The sequence below is a fragment of the Anaerovibrio slackiae genome (assembly GCF_009695585.1).
Classification (GTDB): domain Bacteria; phylum Bacillota; class Negativicutes; order Selenomonadales; family Selenomonadaceae; genus Anaerovibrio; species Anaerovibrio slackiae.
Genome location: NZ_VUNR01000042.1, coordinates 1 through 17,435, shown reverse-complemented (window position 1 = coordinate 17,435; position 17,435 = coordinate 1). Strand labels below are relative to the sequence as shown.

The window sequence follows — 17,435 nt, the reverse complement described above, 5'->3', positions numbered from 1 at the left end:
AATCTTGCTCTTGAATTCAGCAGTGTATTTCCTTTTCGGCATGATAGTAACCTCCATTCGTTACTAATTACTATATCATGCACGCTTAAAAAATAAAGTGCTGGTCTAAATTCTTGGGACCATTATAGAACAATTGGCTCTAAAGTTGCAATCCACAATAGGTACTCATTACTTTTCTATTGTTATCGCATATGGTTACTTATTAGGAATAGTAGCTGTTTCTTGGCCGTTTGCTACTAGCATTGATTGTGTTGTGAGATATACGAATTATTTGAGCAATTTTATGAGAGGCTTATTTTTTCCATAAAGGCATGTTTATATCTATTTATGTTCTGTGTATGTAATTATGGATTCTATCAGGGGTGAGTTGTGATGAAAGTAGTTTTGTTAGCAGGTGGTTTGGGGACCCGTATATCCGAAGAATCCCAGTTTAAGCCAAAGCCGATGGTGGAAGTAGGCGGTAAGCCTATTCTGTGGCACATTATGAAGGAGTATTCCGCCTACGGCTTCAATGAGTTTGTCATCTGTGCAGGCTATAAGCAGCACTATATCAAGGAATGGTTCAAGAATTATTTTATCTATACTAGCGATGTTACCTTTGATTTGACGGAGGGCAACAAGCTGATACTGCATGAGCAGCACTCCGAGCCATGGAAGGTGACGGTGGTGGATACTGGGCTGGATACCATGACAGGCGGGCGCATTAAGCGGATTCAGAAGTATGTGGGCGATGAAACTTTTATGCTGACCTATGGTGATGGGGTATGTGATGTAAATATTGCCAAGCTGGTTGATTATCATAAGTCTCATGGCAGGATAGCTACACTCACCTCTGTTATGCTGGATCAATCAAAAGGTGTTCTTAATATTGGCGGTGATAACGCGGTACGTTCTTTCCGGGAAAAGTCCGCCAAGGATAGTGCACCGATAAATGCAGGCTATATGGTGCTGGAACCCCAGGTGTTTGATTATCTCGCAGGGGGGGATAATTGTATATTTGAAAAGGAGCCCCTGATGACATTGGCAAAGGAAGGTCAGCTGATGAGCTATCAGCATAAGGGCTTTTGGCAGTGCATGGATACGAAGCGCGAGATGGATGACTTGGAGAAGATGTGGAAAAGCGGTACTGCTCCTTGGAAGGTATGGTGATAGCCTGTGAATTTTGATTTGAGTTTTTATAGAGGCAAGAAAGTATTGGTGACAGGACACACCGGCTTCAAGGGCTCCTGGCTCTGCAAGCTGCTGTCTATGGCTGGGGCGGAGGTAACAGGCTACAGCCTGCTGCCGCCTACGGAGCCATCACTGTTTAAGCTGGCTAACATTGAGCAGGAAATTAATTCAGTGATAGGTGATATCAGGGATTTGGCAGCCTTGCAGCAGGCTTTTGAAAAACAGCAGCCGGAAATTGTCCTGCATCTGGCTGCCCAGCCTATTGTGCGTGATAGCTACAAGGAGCCTGTATATACCTATGAAACCAATGTGATGGGGACAGTTAATATTTTGGAGTGCGTGCGCAAAAGCTCATGCGTGAAGTCATTCCTGAATGTCACTACGGACAAGGTTTATCTTAACAAGGAATGGCACTGGGGCTACAGGGAAAATGAGGAGCTGGATGGCTTTGATCCCTATTCCAACAGCAAGTCCTGCAGCGAGCTGGTGACACATTCCTATAAGAACAGCTTTTTTGTTGATGGCAGGGTGGCAATCTCCACGGCAAGAGCAGGCAATGTCATTGGTGGCGGTGATTTTGCCCATGACAGGATTGTGCCCGACTGTATAAGAGCTGCCATTGCCGGTCAGGATATTGTGGTGCGGAATCCATTTTCGACACGTCCTTACCAGCATGTATTGGAGCCTTTGGCTGCCTATCTTATGATTGCGGCAAGGCAGTATGAGGATATAAAGTTTGCCGGGTACTACAATGTAGGACCTGATGATGTGGATTGCTTCCAGACAGGTGCCCTGGTTGACCTGTTTGTGAGCAAGTGGGGAGCAGGCCTTAAATGGATTGATGAATATGACGGCGGTCCGCATGAAGCGAATTTCCTGAAGCTGGATTGCTCAAAGCTGAAGGCGGTATTTGGCTGGAAGCCACGCTGGAATCTGGACACGGCTATTGAAAAGACCGTGGAGTGGGCCAAGGCATGGCAGAATGGTGAAGATGTGAATGATGTGATGGAGAGGCAGATAAAAGAGTTTCTCTGTGTTAATAAAAAAGAAACTAACAGGAGTGTTTGATGATGTGGAATTCTGAGGCTGAGGCACGCAATGAGATTAAGGAAATGGTAGCAAGGTACTACCATGAATTCAAGGAAAATAAAAAGGAATATACAGATGGCGAGCGGATTACTTACGCGGCAAGGGTATTTGATGAAAAGGAAATGTGTGCATTGACGGATGCCGCTTTGGATTTCTGGCTCACTACGGGCAGGTTCGCTGACAGGTTTGAAAAGGAATTTGCTGAGTGGATAGGTGTCAGGTATGCACATCTGGTAAACAGCGGTTCTTCCGCCAATCTGATTGCCTTTATGGCACTTACGGCACCTGAGCTGGGGGAGAGGCAGATCAGGCCGGGGGATGAGGTCATTACTGTTGCCTGCGGTTTTCCGACTACTGTAACTCCTGCAATTCAGTATGGGGCAGTGCCGGTATTTGTGGATGTTACTGTGCCGCAATATAACATTGATGTATCTATGCTGGAAGCTGCCTATAGTGAAAAGACGAAAGCTGTGATGATTGCACACACGCTGGGGAATCCTTTTGACTTGTCAGCGGTGAAAGCTTTTTGTGATAAGCATAATCTGTGGCTGGTAGAGGATAACTGTGATGCTCTGGGAACAAAGTATACCATAGACGGGCAGACGAAGTTTACTGGCACCTGGGGCGATATAGGCACTTCCAGCTTCTATCCTCCTCATCACATGACGATGGGTGAAGGTGGATGCGTTTATACGGACAATCCTCTGCTGCATCGCATGATACTGTCTTTCCGTGATTGGGGCAGGGATTGCATCTGCCCATCCGGCAGGGATAATTTCTGCGGTCACCGTTTTGACGGTCAGTATGGCGAGCTGCCAAAGGGATATGACCACAAGTATGTTTATTCCCATTTTGGCTATAACCTAAAGGTGACTGATATGCAGGCTGCTATCGGCTGCGAGCAGCTGAAGAAGTTCCCATCCTTTATTGAAAGGCGCCGTCATAACTGGGACAGGCTGCGCAGGGCACTGGAGCCGGTGCAGGACAAGCTGATTTTGCCGGAGCCAGCAGCGAACAGCGTACCATCCTGGTTCGGCTTTTTGATTTCTGTAAAGCCTGAGAGTGGCTTGGACAGGAACCAGGTTACAAGGTACATTGAGGAGCACAATGTGCAGACGAGGCTGCTTTTCAGCGGCAATCTCATCAAACATCCTTGCTTCAACCAGCTGCGTGGTACGGACGGCTACAGGGTTGCAGGTGAACTGCCGAATACGGATTTCATCATGAGCAATACATTCTGGGTAGGCGTATATCCGGGTATGAGTGACAAGATGATTGATTATATGGCGAAAGTGATTATGGAAGCTGTGCGAGGTTGATTTTATGAAATATGTTGCTTTGGTGACTGGTGCTTCTGGTTACACCGGTATGCATCTTTGCAAGGCCTTGCTGGAAAATGGATGGATGGTTCATGCAGTTGTAAGGGAATCTTCCGATACAGAACGTTTGAGAAAATTAACATCTGATAGAGTTGTTATCCATGTGTACGATGATGTTGCGGATAACTTATTGGATATTTTTCGCATATCCTGCCCGGATGTGGTTTATCATTTGGCAGCTATGGTATCATCGGCGAATGACTATGATGTTATCCAGCCTATGCTTAGCAGCAATATTATTTTTGGCACCAAAGTAATTGAAGCCATGTTACAGGTAGGGTGTAAGAAATTGGTGAATACTTCAACCAGCTGGGTTCATTATGACCAGAGCCAGTACAGTCCTGTATGCCTTTATGCAGCGAGTAAGATGGCATTTGTGGATATTATTAAATTCTATCAGGATGCTTATGGTCTGGAAGTGATAACACTGGAACTTTGTGACAGTTTCGGGGGTGACGATCATAGAAAGAAACTGTTGAACTTGATAAGGGATTCTGTTCGTAGTGGGAAAAAGCTGGCAACAACTCAGGGGATGCAGAAAATTTCTTTACTGTATATTGATGACCTGATAGATGGATTTATTGTATCAGGCAATCATCTAATGGAAAACAACAATGTTTATGGCTGTTATATTCTTCCGGCAAAGGAAATTATGACACTTAGGGAACTGGTGGACAGAATAGAAAACATTTGCAAGGTAAAGGTTAATATTTCCTGGGGAAAGCTGCCGTACCGCCCGCGGGAAGTGATGAGTCCGTGGGATAAGGGGATGGTTTTGCCAGGCTGGAGGCAGAATATATCTCTTGACGATGGTATAAGGATGTTTATGGGGTGTAAGCAGTGAAGAAGGTAAGTGTAGTAGTACCGACATATAATGAAGAAAAAAATGTTTCTTTGATTTATGATAGGCTGAAGAATGTATTTAAGGATTTGCCGTACATGTTAGAGATAATCTTCATAGATAATTATTCAACGGATTGTACAAGAACTGTAATTGAAGAACTTTGCCAGATTGATGACAGGGTAAGAGCTATCTTTAATGCAAGAAATTTTGGCTTTTCCAGGTCTGTTTATCATGGGCTGATTTCAGCAGATGGGGATTGTGCAGTTTTAGTTTTTGCTGACATGCAGGATCCGCCGGAAGTTATAAAAGAGTTTCTTGCTGAATGGGAAAAGGGCAGCAAAGTAGTGGTTGGCATGAAAAGCCATAGCCGGGAAAGCAGGTGGATGTATTTTATTCGTAGTTGCTACTATAAGCTGATCAGGAAAATTTCTGATGTTGAGCATATAGAGCAATTTGATGGCTTTGGGCTGTATGATGCCTCGTTTATCAAGGTTCTTAGGGAGTTGGATGATCCGATGCCTTATCTGAGAGGGATTGTGGCTGAACTGGGGTATAGTATTTCTACGGTGCAGTATACTCAGGCTGTGAGGGAGCATGGCACTTCGAGCTTTAATTTTTTCAAGATGTATGATGTTGCAATGATGGGAATAACGTCATATTCCAAAGTATTTATCAGGATGGCTACATTTGTAGGATTCTTATTATCTCTGATGTGTGTGGTGATTTCAGCAGGAACTTTTTTCCTTAAAATGTTCTGGTGGGATCATTTTCCAATTGGCACAGCTGCAATAATTATAGGGGTGTTTTTCCTTGGGGCGATACAGTTGTTTTTTATAGGCATGTTAGGAGAGTATTTGCTAGGTGTGAGTGTGCGTAGTTTGCATAGGCCGTTGGTTGTTGAGGAACGGCGGATTAATTTTCATTAAGCAATTGACTAGAAATAAAAATGCCTGTTGTATTGTTGTTGATAAAAACAAATACAACAGGCATCTGGCGATCTTATAATTTTGAAATGGCAGCTAATTCATCTGGTGAATAACGCCCAGAAGCCTTTAAAGCCTCCATGGTAACCAGCCCGTCAGCGAGCAGGTCGCGAATGGTTGAAATTTTACCGATTTTTATGCCAAGTGTTTTGCCGCGAGCTTCACCGCATTCAAGCAGGGCCTGCCGTTCTTCTTCTTCATTCCATTCAAAGCCAAACATATCAATTACCTCGCTTTCGTTATGCAGAAGATAGTCTTATTCATTCTACAAACATTATATCACTTTTTCAGCAAAAAATGAAATATGTTTTCTAAGAAAATATGATTTATTTTATATAAGGAGGTTATTATGACACGGTTTAGAGATTTGCGCATAAAAAGTGGGCTGACGCAGACAGAGTTCCGGCACTTGTATAATGAAAAATATGCCAGATCCTATACTGCGGCAGCGATTTCCCAGATTGAGCATGGCAGAAGGATGCCGGAGCTGGGAGCGTTATTGGATTTTGCAGATTTTTACGGTGTGAGCCTTGATTATTTGCTGGAGCGTGACAGGGATTTGCGTGAGAGCTGTATGTCCAGCAAGCTGAAGGATTTTGTTGAGCAGCTGTCTGCTGGCAAAGAGGATAGGCAGGATGACAGTGGCGAAGCTGCCAATGAGGATGAAGCTTCTCAGGAAAGCAAAGAAAATATAGAAATATTGAGGGGACTTCTGCAACAATCAGTGCTGCTGGCACAGAGGGTGGAGAAGGAGGCGAAGCATTCCTGAATTGCTCTTTCTCTCTTTCTTTCTATATATGTAGTTGCCAATGGATTGCTGGTGCGATACAATATGATGTAATGATGTGCCAGATTCTGTGCATAATTATTTTTTGTGATATAGTGCATGATGTGATATGGTGCATAATTATATGGAAGAAAGTGAGTTCATTATGATATTGGTTTCGTCGTGCCTGCTGGGCAATAACGTAAAGTATAGTGGTGGCAACAATGGTCATGAGCTGCTGATGAAGTACAGGCAGTATCTGACGGCAGTCTGCCCGGAATGCCTGGGGGAGCTGCCGATTCCGCGGCCTCCGGCGGAGCTGCAGGGGGGCGATGGCCATGCTGTGCTGGCTGGCAGGGCAAAGGTGTGCAATAAGGAAGATCTGGATGTAACGGGGCATTTCCTGCAAGGGGCGAAGCTTGCCCTGGATATGGCTCAGAAGCATAGCGTAAAGATTGCCATTTTGAAGGCGAATAGCCCCTCCTGCGGCAACGTGCAGATTTACAGTGGCAGGTTTGATGGTGAGAAAATACCAGGTGCGGGGGTGGCAGCTGCCCTGCTGATGGAAAATGGCATCAAGGTGTATTCGGAGCAGGAGATTGATGAGGATTTGCTGAAAAGGCTTATTGCGGAAGACAGGGGCTGAAATATTGGGAAATATTGGCAAATATTGGGAAATTTCCCGATATTTGCCTTTTGGCAGTGGGGCACGGATTGACATTGCAATGAAAAATAAATATAATAGTACAGTGTGACTAAAAACAAGCGCAGGCACGTTGCATTAGATTTTGACGGCAGATAGATTTTGGTTTTCTGCATGAAGTTTTGATGGCAGATAGAGTTTAGTTTTCTGCATAAAGCTGGTGCAGCTGCCGCCTGTTATTATATGATAAAAGGAGTTTTGCAAAATGGCAGACAAGAGTGTAATGCTGACCGCGGATGGTCTTAAAAAATTGCAGGAAAAGCTGGATTATTTGAAGGGAGAAAGGCGAAAAGAGGTAGCAGAACGCCTGAAAGCTGCCATTGCTCTGGGCGACCTGTCCGAGAACTCCGAGTATGATGATGCGAAAAATGAGCAGGCATTTTTGGAGGGTGAAATCCTTGAGCTGGAGGAGAGCATCAGGAATGCCCGCATCATCGAGGCAAGCTCTGATAGCAACACGGTTTCCCTTGGCTGCCAGGTTGTGCTGAAGGATATTGAGTTTGATGAGATTGATACCTACATGATTGTCGGTTCCACCGAGGCTGACCCGGATAATGGCAAGATTTCCAATGAGTCCCCGGTAGGCCTGGCTATTATGGGGCAGCCTGTTGGCTCTGTGGTGGATGTTGTCGTTGGTGATAACATTATTCAGTACCAGATTATGGAGATTAAGCAGTAAGCAATACAATAAGTAAGCCATATAATGATATAATAAAGCATACAATAGTTATATTAGTTGTAATAGTTGTAATAGCTGCAATAGGAGATAGATTTAAGTGTCAGAGAAGAATGAGAGCAAGCCTGTTGTTGAACAGGATATGAATGAGCTTTTGAAGGTGCGCCGGGATAAGCTGGCAGCCTTTGAGGCAAAGGGCGTGGCTCCTTTTGGCCACCGTTTTGAGGTTTCTCACCATGCCAATGAGGTGCTGGAGCAGTTTGAGCACCTTGAGGGCGAGGCTGAGAGCGAGGAAGAAATTACTATCGCAGGCCGCCTGATGGCAATCCGCGGCCATGGCAAGGCAAGCTTTTCCGTGCTGATGGACCGCAGCGGCCGCATCCAGATTTATTTCAAGCTGGATGTGCTGGGAGAGGAGAAGTATTCCCAGTTCAAGCTGTTGGATATTGGCGATATTATCGGTGTAAAGGGCAAGGTTTTCCGTACCCGCCGGGGCGAGCTTACTGTCCGTGTGGATGATTTTGACCTTTTGTCCAAGTCCCTGCGTCCGCTGCCTGAGAAGTTCCACGGCCTGACGGATACGGAAATCCGCTATCGCCAGCGTTATGTGGATTTGATTATGAATCCTGAGGTTATGAATACCTTTGTGGCTCGTACCAATATCATGAAGTCCATCCGTGATTATCTGGATGAGCGTGACTTCCTTGAGGTTGAGACCCCGGTGCTGGGGACTATTGCCGGCGGCGCGGCGGCAAGGCCGTTCATCACTCATCACAATACCCTGGATATCGACATGTACCTGCGTATTGCCACTGAGCTGAATCTGAAGCGGCTGATTGTAGGCGGCATGGAGCGTGTCTATGAGATGGGGCGTGTTTTCCGCAATGAGGGCATGGATGTGCGCCACAATCCTGAGTTTACTTCTATTGAGATTTATCAGGCTTATGCTGATTATCGCGATTTGATGGATATTACCGAGGGCATTGTGCTGAATGCGGCTCAGAAGGTGCTGGGCACTACCGTCATCAATTATCAGGGCACTGAGATTGATTTGGCCAAGGTAAAGCGCATCAGCATGAATGATGCGGTAAAGGAAGCAACCGGCAAGGATTTCCTCAGCTGCCAGACTGTGGAGGAAGCCCGCGCCATGGCCAAGGAGATTGGCGTTCCTTATGAGGAGCGTTTTGGCATTGGCGGCATTTTGAATGCAGCTTTTGAGGAAAAGGTGGAGGAGTCCCTGATCCAGCCGACCTTTATTACCGGTCATCCAACTGAGATTTCCCCATTGGCAAAGAGAAATCCTGAAAATCCGATGATTACCGACCGCTTTGAGTTCTTCATCTATGGCCGTGAGCTGGCTAACGGCTTTACCGAGCTGAATGACCCGATTGACCAGGAGGGACGCTTCCTTGACCAGATGAAGCAGCGTGAGGCTGGTGATGATGAGGCTCATGAGATGGATCGTGACTTCATTACTGCCCTTGAGTATGGCTTGCCGCCAACGGGCGGCCTGGGCATCGGCATTGACCGCCTGGTTATGTTCCTGACGGACAGTGCATCCATCCGTGATGTATTGCTGTTCCCGACCATGAAGCCATTGGCTGGTGAGGGCAGGAAGAACCTGACTAATGATGTGCCTGCAGCTGAGGCGGCTCCAGTAGAGAAGCTGGATCTCTCCAAGGTAAAGGTTGAGCCTCTCTTTGAAGAGTGCGTTGATTTTGAGACATTCTCCAAGTCCGACTTCCGTGCGGTAAAGGTTAAGGCCTGCGAGGCTGTGAAGAAGTCCAAGAAGCTGCTGCAGTTCACTTTGGATGATGGTACCGGCACTGACCGCACTATCTTGAGCGGTATTCACGCTTACTACGAGCCGGAGGAGCTGATTGGCAAGACGCTGGTAGCTATCGTGAACCTGCCGCCGCGTGCCATGATGGGCATCGAATCCTGCGGCATGCTGCTTAGTGCAGTGTGCGAGTATGATGGGGAAGAAAAGCTGAACCTTTTAATGGTTTCTGATAATATCCCTGCTGGCGCAAAGCTGTATTAAAAATAAGCTTGTAAGAAAATAAAACTTAGCAAAGCTAGGTCTGGCTTTGCTAAGAATACTGTTAGGAATATTGTAATGTATAATACCGCCTATTTGTATGAATATGCAGATAGGTGGTGTTTTTTGTTTTGAGAAAGTTCCAATACTAACCCGCTCAATCTGTCAGTCTGGTCTTCCATGAACAGTGGAATGTTCAGTACATCATCATCCAGCTTGAGACTATCAAGGGAGAAACGTATGCGGAGTTTGACCTTAGATATACTTCCTCACACTATTATTGGATATTTCGTGTTGCTCAATCACATTTTTATTATATACTGAAAGGATAAAAATACAATCCTAATCAGAAAATATAAGAATTTGACTTTTTTAGATTCGTAAATTGCAAGTTGAAATTGAACATTTTTCTAATCAAGAAATATTATCAATAGCGTAGACTTCATCAAGGAATGCTTCAAACAACTCTGCTGGACTATGATAGTCCGAAATACGGCGTGGACGCTGATTAAGAGTATCTGCCATATCAAGGATATCATCATCCGTATGCTGCTCTATGGAGACAAACATGAAAGCTACTCTCTGCCAGCACACGGTCGAGAATGCTTATATGGCATATCCGGAGATCCGTGGGGCAATTCTTCATTCTGATCGCGGGACACAGTATACCAGTGAACTCTCAAATATGGCATCGTTCAGAGTATGAATAGTGCTGGTGGACGTTGCCATGATAATGCAAAATGCAAAAGCATGTGGGCTCGTCTGAAGAGTGAACTGCTCTACGACAGGGCAACACTGAGGATTTGACGGTGGAGGAACTTAAAGTTATGATCTGGAGATACTTCATCAGTTACTGGAACAATCGTAGGATCTGTACCGCCAATGGTGGTCTTCCTCCAATGATCAAGCGACAGAGATACTACGATTCTCTCCAGCTTGCAGCATAGTCCATGAATCCCTTGAGTAAAATGTGTCAACCAATATTGACAACATCAACCTAATTCTTTGGCTGCTTTAGCGCCACCAATTTCACGTGCAAGCTTCACTGCCTGAACCTTGTATTCATGATCGTACTTACGTTGACTTCGTGCCATAGTTTGGGCACCTCCTTATTCACTTGATTATACTATGAAATCCTTGAGAATAAGGTGTCAACTTTATTTATACAACATCAGGATCATGTGTATGAGTATGATGCCAAAGAACATGAACTGTTCCGCAGTGACCGGGCAGAGGATCGTGCCAAGCAAAAAGAGAAAAAAAGAGATAACCGCCATGAGCGTGTTTCAGTAAAGGAGAAACTTGCGGAGAAGAAAGATGAGTGGGATATGTATACAACAGGAGATAAGTTATTAAATGTGATGAAAGAGGAATAAATCGGGATTCGGAGCTTTCCAGAATTTCCAGTGTGCCGGAGAAAACAATCCTTGACATTATGGCAGGGGTTAAGGAGCCGGAGCTTGGTGTTATGTGCAAGATTGCAGAGAGACTTGGCATCTGTGTCCATGAGCTTCGAGCAGATGAGGAGCGTTATGCGGTATCTGTTCCGAAGGATACCCTTGCAAAGCTGATCGTTGTCAGTGAGATTAACAACGTGGAGCTGGAGGAACTGATCAACTGCATTTTGGAAAAAGCATTGAGGAGCAGGGGTTCTGCGAATAATTTTAGCAGATAATATGTGACCGCCGGCAAAGGACAATAAGTATTTCGCTGGCGGTTACTAATAGAAAAAAGAAAGAAAAAGTGGTAAAATAGTAATGTATATTTTAGGTTATATACATTGATAAAAATAGGATTGAGGTGATAGTATGCAATTTAAAGACATTACATGGGCAGCTTTTGAACAAAATAATCAAGACAAAACAGGTGCATTTGAACAATTATGTAGTATTTTGTTCAAGCATACTGTCTTGCAGAAACCGCATATTTTTTTTCATTCTAATAGTAATAATCCAGGTATAGAGATTGAACCAGTTGATAATGGTAAAGGAAAGAAAGTAAGTTTTCAGGCGAAGTATTTTTCTGAAATGAATTATTCACAAATTATGCATTCCGCTGAAATGGCAGTAAAGTATTATAATGGGCAGTTGGATATAATATATTTGTACTGTAATCAAGATATAAATACCACATCAAAGCCGTATCAGGCTATAGTAGCTGTTTTGAGTGCTGCAAGAATTCAATTAGAGATCATCACGAATAATGAGATATTAAATATTGTTATAGAGCATGGTTGGATTGCAAGTGCATTTTTCGGTGTACCTGCAATAGATGATAAATGGTATAGAAATCAAGTGGCAAGTAGCTTAGAAGCGTTGGGAGAGAAGTACAATAAAAAATTTAATGTAGATACCATTGCTGACCAGAAGATTGATTTATTTTTGCATAGTAATGAATCTATTTGCTATATTAACCAGAAAAAGAAAACAGTTTTAGAAAATGTAAAAAAGCTTTGGTATGTTGATAAAAAATATAAAGGATATTTAGAAGCTTTGACACAAAGCATAGATGAAATACAAGATGTAGAAGAAAATAACATGGAAGACTCCTTTAGTTGGCATGTGCAAATATTAGATGTTGTGAAGGAATATTTAAACGAAATATCTAAAGAGCTAAAAGAAAAACAAGGGAAGCAGTATACAGACTTTGATAAAAAAGAGGATTATCAAAAATGGCAGCAACAGATTGAACTATTGGAAAATATGAAGGCATTGCCAGACGGTCTTGCAATATCAGTTTTAGATAGAGGACTTATAAGTGGTAAATTCCTTATCCTTAAGGGTAACGCAGGAGTAGGAAAATCACAAGCATTGGCATATCATGCTGCAGACAGGATAGATAAAGAAATTTGCTCATTATTATTATTAGGAGTGAATTTTTGACAAATGATAGCGTACTTGAACAAATACCCAAAATATTGAATCTTGATTATGGATTTGAAAAGCTAATGTCAGCTCTGGAACGAATAGCGGAGAAACAAAAAAGGTTTGTTGTATTGTTTGTTGATGCAATTAATGAAGCTAGTGAAAAAAATATATGGAAGAGTGGCTTAATACAGTTACAAGATGCAGTAAATAAATTTCAATACATAAAAGTTATTGTATCTATGAGAAATGGGTATGAGAAACTTATAATAAGTGATGCGTTTCAGAATAGAATTGCTAACGGACAAGTGATTAGCATAGAACATAAGGGATTTGAAAATGAATCTGTTCGGGCAACCAAGGATTTTTTGAATTATTCAGGAATATCCTTTTCACCGTCATACTTTTTTAGGACGGAGATGAATAATCCGCTTTTTCTTACTTTGTTTTGCAAAGTATACGATGGTACTGATTTTGATTTGTTTTATTTATTTGAAAGTCTAATAAAAAAAGCGGATGAGGAATCACAAAAAGCGATAGGGCTTGATGGTGACAATGAAATTCTTGGTTCATTAATTGATGAGCTGATGGAGTATTTTATTTCTAGTGGAAATAGGACAATAGAAAAAAGAATACTGTTAAATTTGGATTTTTGGAATACATATGGAATTACTATTTCAAAAATACAATATTTGAATAGTCTGGTAAGGAGTGGTTTATTAACTGTTTTTCCCGTTGGAGAAGAGGAGCATTATGACATAACCTATGATTTAATGCGTGATTTTTTACATGCAAAAAAGATAATAAAAGCATATGCCTCACAGGAAGAATTACGTGCTTATTTGAAGCGTGATTTGTTAAATGTTAAAGATAATAAAATCACCAACTATGGTTATGAAAATTTGTTTGCAATAATTTGTGAAATGTATGCTGAGAAATATCATAGCGAGTGTATTGATATTATTGAAGAAACACAAGGGTGGGGTAAAACTGAGTTTTTTAGACGTTATTTATCCTCCTATTCATGGCGAAAGAGAGAAGCAATTAATATTGATGATTTCTTATCATTTGTATCAAGATGCCAGATGGATGCTGAAGAAGTTTATAGGGTTCTTATTGAAAATAGTACCAAAATAAATCATCCGTTAAATGTTAATTTCCTGCATAATCATTTAGTAAGTAAAACATTAGCAGCAAGAGATTATTGCTGGACAACTTTCATTAATCATTTGTCTTTTGAATACGAAAGAGTGTTTCAGATAATTGAGCTCTTTGAAAGCGAAGAAGAAGTAGCACCGGAAAATTATGAATTGTTGCTTATTCTTCTGACATGGTTTTTAACCACTTCAAATAGACCGTTAAGAGATCGTGTATCGCAGGCGATGATTAATATTCTAAAAGAGGACGTAGTATATTGTACAAAATTATTACAGAAATTTGAAGGGGTGAATGATCCGTATATAATTGAAAGATTATATGGAATTGTTTTTGGCGCTTGTATAAAGCGAAATAATGAACAAAAACAGGAATTTCTAGTTCTTGCAAAATATGTATACAAGGTTATTTTTGATAAGGATGAGGTATACCCTCATATTTTGTTAAGAGATTATGCACGCTTGATTATAGAACGATGGTGCTATGAATACCCAGAAGAAAGTGATTGGGTGGATTTGGCAAAAATAAATCCGCCATATAATAGTCCAGACATCCAAGTTGTTGAAAAGCAATCATATTATGAGGAGGGTACATGGGGAGGCTTTCATACAATTGCAAGATCTATGTATCCGGATAACATTCAGGGTGGTATGTATGGAGACTTTGGAAGGTATATTTATCAGTCAGCAGCAAGTTGCTTCCAAGGGGTGGATATAGAGAATTTATATCATGCTTCTATGCAGTATATTCGAGATTGTCTTGGTTATACAGATGATTATTTTGACGAATATGACAAGCATTGTAATAGAAATTGTTATAGCCGAAACGATAATAAAAAGATTGAGAGAATAGGAAAAAAATATCAATGGATTACAATGCATTACATGTTGGCGAGAATTGCAGACAATCATCCGTTAGTTGAATATGGAGAAGAACCTCATAATTACAAAGGAGCATGGGAGATATGTGTAAGAGATTTTGATCCTACACTAAATGAAAAAATGATAAATCCTCCATTTTTACCGCATTTTGAACCATGTGCATATGAGGAGAGTTTCGGTGAGGATTTGGAGCATTTAGAAGAAGCTATTGAAAAATGGATAAATGAAAAAAGTTGCTTTTTTCAGACATCTAATTTGATTATTACGGATACTGATGGGAAAAAGTGGGTGTTTCTTTATCAACATAAGGAAGCAAAAAATCGTTTATATCAGTTAAGTAGTAGTTCGTTTGAGGAAAAAGTAGGAGCTAAAAAGATTTGGAAGTTGGCATTAGGAAGTTTTGTAAAAAAAGATGAGTTTGAAGCACTTAGGACAAATATTCAGAATGCAAATTTTATGGGGAGAAGTTTTCCAGAAAATGGAGATGAATGCCGATTATATAATAGAGAATTACCTTGGTCTCCGAGTTGTGAAGAATTAAAAGAAAGACAGTGGAGAAGATATGAGATTGTCAAAGAGCAAACTCCTATAAAACATAAGGGTAACGTTCCTGTAGATTTCAAATGGGATGATGATGGAAATTTTACGATAGTTTATGAAGAAAAGGAATGGGAAAGCAAAGAGGATATAACTGAATATGTTGCGTCAGTGATGCCTGGTACAATCAATTTGTTGTTTGAATTAGAATATGATGGTTCAAAAGGCGATACATTTGTGTTTACCGTACCTTGTCTGCAGATATTGGAATCATTAAATTTGAAGCAAAACAAATATGATGGTTTCTACTTCAACGATGAAAAAGAATTAGTTGCGTTTGATGGGGCTAAAATGGGTGTCTGTGATGGAACTGTTGTAAGATTGAACTATATGAAGAAATTTCTGGAGGACAATCAACTTGTTCTGTTTTGGACATGCATGGGTGAAAAGCAGTGTTTTAATGGGGCTAATAGTTGGGAACAAAAATGGAGTGAGTGGAGTTCATTTGCTTATTTGGATGAGAATGATGAAATTGTTGGCAATTATCAACAAATGGAAAATAAGCAATAGAGAAAGTGCACTTAGGAGAAATCTTAAGTGTATTTTTTTATATATAAAACATGTCAAGCAAAGAAAGGAGCAAATGAAAATTGAATAAAGTTTACCGTCACTGGTGGCAATGGCTCATGAACGAACCATAGCCACCTTTTTTGTTGCAGAAAATCAAATAAGAATGGAGGTTTACCATGAGAAAATATAAATTGATTTCCGTATTGCCAGAAGAAACAGCAAAAGAAGTCGTGCGGAATGAAGAAAACTGGAGGAGATACCTAAATACTGCTTCCGGACTGTACAAATATCCGTTCAAGGAACAGCTTTTAATCTATGCCCAAAGACCGGATGCAACCGCCTGTGCTTCCATAGAGATATGGAATGAAAAGATGCACTGCTGGATAAACAAAGGTGCAAAGGGCATTGCACTGATTGATGAGGACAGTTTTTCCGGTTTGAAATATGTCTTTGACATATCAGATGTTCATAAGGCAAGACGGATTGGACGTTTTCCTAACCTTTGGGAGATGCGTGAGGAACACATGGAAGCGGTGATTTCCCGTCTGGAAAAGACTTACGGGGACACCGACAGGGAAGCCGGGGTTGTGGGACGTATCCGGGAGATTGCCGGACGGATTGCAGAGGACTGTTATCAGGAGCTTGCTTCGGATATGGAATACTTAAAGGAAGGGAGCTTTTTAGAGAAACTGGACGAGCTGAACGTGGAAGTAAGGATACGGGAAACCCTTGCCGACAGCATTGCCTATATCGTTTGAAAGCGGTGTGGCATGGAGGAGAGTGAGCTTGCCGAGGAAATAAATTTCCCTTATATCCATGAGTTTAACACAGTGGAAACGCTGTCACAGCTTGGAAGCAACGTGTCCGATTTATCAAAGCCTATCCTGATGGAGATAGGCAAAGCAATCGGGATGTATGAGAGGGAGAAAGCAGAGAACCGCACAGTGGAAAATTCTGTTCAAAAAGGACTTGCAAATACCATAGAAAGACGCTACAATGCTTTAAAGCGCGAAAGCAAAAACTAAGACGGAGAATCTATCACACAGACCGGAGAAGGCGGGGAAAGGAGTAAATATGATGAATCTGACATACGAGAAGAACGGGGATTATCAGATACCGATGGTAGTAATGGACGAACAGCCGAAGGAGGTACTGACGAAGTACGGACTGATGAGGAAGAAGTTTTTACAGGAACACAAGAACGGAGTATATACGGGACTTCTTCTGAGCGGGAAGCTGAAGGAACACCTGTTGATGCTAGAGAGAATGGAGCTTCTGACCGGACAGATGGAGGAGAGAGAGGGGATAACGGAGCAGATGAAAGTAGAAAATCAGATACTCTGGGTAGCGAAGATGAACAGCATCGTACACTCAGCAGAGGAGATCGTGATGACAGAACTGCTCTATAGTTAAATATCGAACAGCCGGAGGGAACCTATCAGCAGTTAAGCCTGTTTCCGAGCTTTGAGGAACAGGTCGGCATAATTTCTTAAATGTTAGTTGATCACAAAATTCTAAAAATAAAGTTATACAAACACAAAATAAGCCGTTATAATGCGATTAAACCACACAAGATAGAGAAAAAATGTTAAAAAACACAAAAGTGGCGTACTTGCTCTAACAGGCAAGTATAGCATTTTCCTCCGGAAAATGCTCAGACCGTAGACAAATATGGCAGCGAGTTATCCACACTCGCTGCCATATTTTTGCCTTATAAAGTAGTTTGTATTTTATTTTTTCAAAAAAACTATTTTTGCCATGTACAGACGGCTTTTGC

General features: G+C 41.8%; 17 protein-coding genes and 1 pseudogene. 16 read left to right on the top strand and 2 right to left on the bottom strand.

What is annotated here, in order from left to right; genetic code table 11:
- Nucleotides 1-372 precede the first annotated feature (372 nt).
- From rfbF to FYJ84_RS13460, 5 genes are read left to right on the top strand one after another with little or no spacing between them, the layout of a single operon-like run.
- Complete coding sequence (gene rfbF / locus FYJ84_RS13480; RefSeq protein ID WP_154408113.1) at nucleotides 373-1,149, top strand: glucose-1-phosphate cytidylyltransferase; 777 nt, start codon at nucleotides 373-375, stop codon at nucleotides 1,147-1,149.
- A gap of 6 nt (nucleotides 1,150-1,155) precedes the next feature.
- Nucleotides 1,156-2,238: a CDP-glucose 4,6-dehydratase gene (gene rfbG / locus FYJ84_RS13475; RefSeq protein ID WP_328596398.1), complete on the top strand. Its 1,083-nt coding sequence runs from the start codon at nucleotides 1,156-1,158 to the stop codon at nucleotides 2,236-2,238.
- Complete coding sequence (rfbH, locus tag FYJ84_RS13470) at nucleotides 2,238-3,578, top strand: lipopolysaccharide biosynthesis protein RfbH (RefSeq protein WP_154408112.1); 1,341 nt, start codon at nucleotides 2,238-2,240, stop codon at nucleotides 3,576-3,578. Before rfbG ends, rfbH begins: the two co-directional genes overlap by 1 nt.
- A gap of 4 nt (nucleotides 3,579-3,582) precedes the next feature.
- Nucleotides 3,583-4,482 (top strand): NAD-dependent epimerase/dehydratase family protein, encoded by a 900-nt coding sequence (locus tag FYJ84_RS13465; protein ID WP_154408111.1) that lies wholly within the window; start codon nucleotides 3,583-3,585, stop codon nucleotides 4,480-4,482.
- Nucleotides 4,479-5,408: a glycosyltransferase family 2 protein gene (locus FYJ84_RS13460; RefSeq protein ID WP_205764274.1), complete on the top strand. Its 930-nt coding sequence runs from the start codon at nucleotides 4,479-4,481 to the stop codon at nucleotides 5,406-5,408. Before FYJ84_RS13465 ends, FYJ84_RS13460 begins: the two co-directional genes overlap by 4 nt.
- 73 nt (nucleotides 5,409-5,481) lie before the next feature.
- On the opposite strand, the gene FYJ84_RS13455 is transcribed toward FYJ84_RS13460, so the two are convergent.
- Nucleotides 5,482-5,685 carry a hypothetical protein gene (locus FYJ84_RS13455; protein ID WP_154408110.1) on the bottom strand — a complete coding sequence of 68 codons (204 nt, stop codon included), beginning with the start codon at nucleotides 5,683-5,685 and terminating at the stop codon, nucleotides 5,482-5,484.
- Nucleotides 5,686-5,814: 129 nt separating this feature from the next.
- On the opposite strand from FYJ84_RS13455, the gene FYJ84_RS13450 reads away from it, so the two are divergent.
- From FYJ84_RS13450 to lysS, 4 genes are all read left to right on the top strand, one after another.
- On the top strand, nucleotides 5,815-6,234 hold the full coding sequence (locus FYJ84_RS13450) for a helix-turn-helix domain-containing protein (protein WP_154408109.1): 420 nt from the start codon (nucleotides 5,815-5,817) through the stop codon (nucleotides 6,232-6,234).
- Nucleotides 6,235-6,376: 142 nt separating this feature from the next.
- Complete coding sequence (locus FYJ84_RS13445) at nucleotides 6,377-6,877, top strand: DUF523 domain-containing protein (protein ID WP_235901508.1); 501 nt, start codon at nucleotides 6,377-6,379, stop codon at nucleotides 6,875-6,877.
- Nucleotides 6,878-7,139: 262 nt separating this feature from the next.
- Nucleotides 7,140-7,613 (top strand): transcription elongation factor GreA, encoded by a 474-nt coding sequence (gene greA, locus FYJ84_RS13440; protein WP_154408108.1) that lies wholly within the window; start codon nucleotides 7,140-7,142, stop codon nucleotides 7,611-7,613.
- Between the two features lie 139 nt (nucleotides 7,614-7,752).
- Nucleotides 7,753-9,654, top strand: coding sequence for a lysine--tRNA ligase (gene lysS / locus FYJ84_RS13435; RefSeq protein WP_154408114.1), 1,902 nt, complete (start codon nucleotides 7,753-7,755; stop codon nucleotides 9,652-9,654).
- A gap of 411 nt (nucleotides 9,655-10,065) precedes the next feature.
- Here lysS and FYJ84_RS13430 read toward each other — a convergent pair.
- A pseudogene (locus FYJ84_RS13430) lies at nucleotides 10,066-10,212 on the bottom strand (IS30 family transposase); the annotation flags it as partial.
- A gap of 587 nt (nucleotides 10,213-10,799) precedes the next feature.
- Here FYJ84_RS13430 and FYJ84_RS14510 point away from each other — a divergent pair.
- From FYJ84_RS14510 to FYJ84_RS13390, 7 genes are all read left to right on the top strand, one after another.
- Nucleotides 10,800-11,027: a hypothetical protein gene (locus FYJ84_RS14510; protein WP_205764273.1), complete on the top strand. Its 228-nt coding sequence runs from the start codon at nucleotides 10,800-10,802 to the stop codon at nucleotides 11,025-11,027.
- Between the two features lie 32 nt (nucleotides 11,028-11,059).
- Nucleotides 11,060-11,326 (top strand): hypothetical protein, encoded by a 267-nt coding sequence (locus FYJ84_RS13415; RefSeq protein ID WP_205764272.1) that lies wholly within the window; start codon nucleotides 11,060-11,062, stop codon nucleotides 11,324-11,326.
- Nucleotides 11,327-11,459: 133 nt separating this feature from the next.
- Nucleotides 11,460-12,533, top strand: coding sequence for a hypothetical protein (locus tag FYJ84_RS13410; RefSeq protein ID WP_154408106.1), 1,074 nt, complete (start codon nucleotides 11,460-11,462; stop codon nucleotides 12,531-12,533).
- Nucleotides 12,530-15,658, top strand: a complete 3,129-nt coding sequence (locus tag FYJ84_RS13405; protein WP_154408105.1) for a hypothetical protein — start codon at nucleotides 12,530-12,532, stop codon at nucleotides 15,656-15,658. Before FYJ84_RS13410 ends, FYJ84_RS13405 begins: the two co-directional genes overlap by 4 nt.
- A gap of 176 nt (nucleotides 15,659-15,834) precedes the next feature.
- Nucleotides 15,835-16,416, top strand: a complete 582-nt coding sequence (locus tag FYJ84_RS13400) for a hypothetical protein (protein ID WP_154408104.1) — start codon at nucleotides 15,835-15,837, stop codon at nucleotides 16,414-16,416.
- A gap of 12 nt (nucleotides 16,417-16,428) precedes the next feature.
- A complete protein-coding gene (locus FYJ84_RS13395) occupies nucleotides 16,429-16,683 on the top strand; it encodes a hypothetical protein (protein ID WP_154408103.1) in 255 nt (84 codons plus the stop codon).
- A 49-nt stretch (nucleotides 16,684-16,732) separates the two neighbouring features.
- A complete protein-coding gene (locus tag FYJ84_RS13390; protein ID WP_154408102.1) occupies nucleotides 16,733-17,071 on the top strand; it encodes a TnpV protein in 339 nt (112 codons plus the stop codon).
- Nucleotides 17,072-17,435: the final 364 nt, after the last annotated feature.

Coding starts and splice junctions, on each gene's coding strand:
- rfbF (WP_154408113.1), top strand. CDS start 373: ATGAAAGTAGTTTTGTTAGCAGGTGGTTTGGGGACCCGTATATCCGAA.
- rfbH (WP_154408112.1), top strand. CDS start 2,238: ATGATGTGGAATTCTGAGGCTGAGGCACGCAATGAGATTAAGGAAATG.
- FYJ84_RS13465 (WP_154408111.1), top strand. CDS start 3,583: ATGAAATATGTTGCTTTGGTGACTGGTGCTTCTGGTTACACCGGTATG.
- FYJ84_RS13455 (WP_154408110.1), bottom strand. CDS start 5,685: ATGTTTGGCTTTGAATGGAATGAAGAAGAAGAACGGCAGGCCCTGCTT.
- FYJ84_RS13450 (WP_154408109.1), top strand. CDS start 5,815: ATGACACGGTTTAGAGATTTGCGCATAAAAAGTGGGCTGACGCAGACA.
- FYJ84_RS13445 (WP_235901508.1), top strand. CDS start 6,377: ATGGAAGAAAGTGAGTTCATTATGATATTGGTTTCGTCGTGCCTGCTG.
- greA (WP_154408108.1), top strand. CDS start 7,140: ATGGCAGACAAGAGTGTAATGCTGACCGCGGATGGTCTTAAAAAATTG.
- lysS (WP_154408114.1), top strand. CDS start 7,753: ATGAATGAGCTTTTGAAGGTGCGCCGGGATAAGCTGGCAGCCTTTGAG.
- FYJ84_RS13410 (WP_154408106.1), top strand. CDS start 11,460: ATGCAATTTAAAGACATTACATGGGCAGCTTTTGAACAAAATAATCAA.
- FYJ84_RS13400 (WP_154408104.1), top strand. CDS start 15,835: ATGAGAAAATATAAATTGATTTCCGTATTGCCAGAAGAAACAGCAAAA.
- FYJ84_RS13395 (WP_154408103.1), top strand. CDS start 16,429: ATGGAGGAGAGTGAGCTTGCCGAGGAAATAAATTTCCCTTATATCCAT.
- FYJ84_RS13390 (WP_154408102.1), top strand. CDS start 16,733: ATGATGAATCTGACATACGAGAAGAACGGGGATTATCAGATACCGATG.